1 protein-coding gene is annotated in these 3,042 nt (G+C 57.9%); it reads right to left on the bottom strand.

What is annotated here, in order from left to right; translation table 11 throughout:
• Positions 1–3,042, bottom strand: a 3,042-nt coding sequence (locus tag AUQ42_RS15920) for an Ig-like domain-containing protein (protein ID WP_231856721.1), incomplete at both ends; no start/stop codon positions are given.

Raw genomic sequence — 3,042 nt, 5'->3', positions numbered from 1 at the left:
CATCGATATCCAATGCAATTGCGGAATCCTCAGAACCGCTGGCATCAGTCACATCCAGCGTTGGTGCGTCCGCAACACCCGCAACATCAACAGTGATGCTACCCGTGGTCGTCGCAACGTCATCGCCATCGGCGGAAGTCGCGGTGACACCAAGATCAAATGACCCGCTGAAATCTTCAGCCGGCGTGATCGTCAGACCTTCGAGCTGATCCGGGCTCAGGGTCCAGGTGCCGTCACCATTGTCAGTACCAGCTGACAAGGTCGCGCCGTCCGGAACACCACTGATCGTTACCGTCAGAACTTCACTGGAATCCGTGAGACCGGCGTCAATGTCGAGCGCGATGGCAGAATCTTCCGAGCCAGAGGCATCGGACACTTCGAGCGTCGGCGTATCTGCCACACCAGCTACATCAACGGTGATCGAGCCGGTAGTGGTCGCAACGTCTTCACCATCGGCAGAGGTCGCGGTCACACCAAGGTCAAACGACCCACTGAAGTCCTCAGCCGGCGTGATTGTCAGACCTTCCAACTGATCCGGATTCAGCGTCCAGGTACCGTCACCATTATCAGTACCTGCCGAAAGGGTCGCACCGTCGGGAACACCGCTAATCGTGATCGACAGAACTTCCGAGCTGTCCGTCAGGCCTGCGTCGATATCGAGCGCAATAGCGCTGTCTTCAGAACCAGAGGCATCGGACACATCCAAGGTGGGCGCATCAGCAACACCAGCTACATCAACGGTGATCGAGCCGGTCGTGGTTGCGATATCGCCACCATCAGTTGATTGAGCAGAGACACCAAGATCAAACGACCCGCTGAAGTCGTCAGCCGGCGTGATCGTCAGACCTTCCAACTGATCCGGGTTCAGCGTCCAGGTGCCATCGCCATTATCGGTACCCGCCGACAAGGTTGCACCATCCGGAACGCCGCTGATCGTTACCGTCAGAACTTCACTGGAATCCGTGAGACCGGCGTCGATGTCGAGTGCAATTGCAGAATCTTCAGAGCCGCTGGCATCAGTCACATCCAGCGTCGGTGCATCGGCAACACCCGCAACATCAACCGTGATCGAACCACTGGTCGTTGCAACGTCATCGCCATCGGCAGAGGTCGCGGTCACGCCAAGATCAAACGACCCGCTGAAGTCCTCAGCCGGGGTGATCGTCAGGCCTTCCAACTGATCCGGGTTCAGGGTCCAGGTACCGTCACCATTATCGGTACCTGCCGACAGGGTCGCGCCATCCGGAACGCCGGAAATGGTAATGCTCAGAACTTCACTGGCATCCGTGAGACCGGCGTCGATATCGAGCGCAATCGCAGAATCTTCATTACCCGATGCATCACTCACATCAAGCGTCGGCGCATCCGCAACACCAGTCACATCAACTGTGATCGTCCCGGTGGTCGTCGCAACATCCTCACCATCGGCAGAGGTTGCGGTCACACCAAGATCAAACGACCCACTGAAGTCTTCAGTCGGTGTAATCGTCAGGCCATCCAACTGGTCCGGATTCAGCGTCCAGGTGCCGTCACCATTGTCGGTACCAGCCGACAAGGTTGCTCCGTCGGGGACGCCACTGATCGTGACACTCAGAACTTCCGAGCTGTCCGTCAGGCCTGCGTCGATATCAAGTGCAATTGCGGAATCTTCAGAACCACTGGCATCTGCGACATCCAAGGTCGGTGCATCCGCAACAGCGGAGACATCAACGGTGATCGAGCCGGTGGTAGTTGCAACATCGTCGCCATCAGCGGAAGTCGCGGTAACGCCAAGATCGAACGATCCGCTGAAGTCGTCAGCAGGCGTGATCGTCAGACCTTCCAACTGGTCCAGGGTCAGCGTCCAGGTGCCGTCACCATTGTCCGTCCCGGCCGACAGGGTTGCACCGTCCGGCACGCCACTGATCGTAACGCTGAGAACTTCCGAGCTGTCGGTCAGTCCAGCGTCGATATCAAGTGCAATCGCCGAATCTTCGTTGCCGGAAGCATCGGACACATCAAGGGTCGGTGCGTCAGCAACACCCGCTACATCAACCGTGATGCTGCCGGTTGTGGTCGCAACGTCATCGCCATCGGCAGAGGTTGCCGTCACACCAAGGTCAAACGATCCACTGAAATCTTCAGCCGGTGTGATCGTCAGACCTTCCAGCTGGTCCGGGTTCAGGGTCCAGGTACCGTCACCATTATCGGTACCTGCCGACAGGGTCGCACCGTTCGGCACGCCCGAGATGGTAACACTCAGAACTTCACTGGAATCTGTAAGACCCGCATCGATATCCAATGCAATTGCGGAATCTTCGCTGCCCGAAGCATCGGACACATCCAAAGTTGGGGCGTCAGCAACGCCGGCAACATCAACCGTGATGCTGCCAGTTGTGGTCGCAACGTCTTCGCCATCAGCCGACGTCGCCGCAACGCCGAGATCAAACGACCCGCTGAAGTCTTCAGCCGGCGTGATCGTCAGGCCTTCCAACTGATCCGGGTTCAGGGTCCAGGTACCATCACCATTATCAGTCCCTGCTGACAACGTCGCGCCGTCCGGAACGCCGGAAATGGTAACACTCAGAACTTCCGAGCTGTCCGTCAGGCCAGCGTCGATATCAAGTGCAATTGCAGAATCTTCGGAGCCAGAGGCATCCGCGACTTCCAAAGTCGGTGCATCGGCAACGCCAGCCACATCGACAGTGATGCTGCCGGTTGTGGTCGCAACGTCTTCGCCATCAGCTGAAGTCGCGGCCACGCCCAAATCAAACGAACCGCTGAAGTCTTCAGCCGGCGTAATCGTCAGTCCTTCGAGCTGATCCGGGTTCAGCGTCCAGGTGCCATCACCGTTATCGGTACCAGCCGACAAGGTCGCGCCATCCGGAACGCCAGAAATGGTAACGCTCAGAACTTCCGAGCTGTCGGTCAGACCCGCATCGATATCCAATGCGATTGCAGAATCTTCTCTGCCAGAAGCATCAGCGACATCCAAGGTCGGTGCATCCGCAACTCCAGCCACATCGACGGTGATCGAGCCAGTCGTGGTGGCAACGTCATCGC

It is taken from the genome of Thalassospira sp. MCCC 1A02491 (assembly GCF_001613785.1).
Lineage (GTDB): Bacteria > Pseudomonadota > Alphaproteobacteria > Rhodospirillales > Thalassospiraceae > Thalassospira > Thalassospira povalilytica.
The sequence above is the reverse complement of the archived record's forward strand: the minus strand, read 5'-3'. Positions and strand labels throughout refer to the sequence as shown.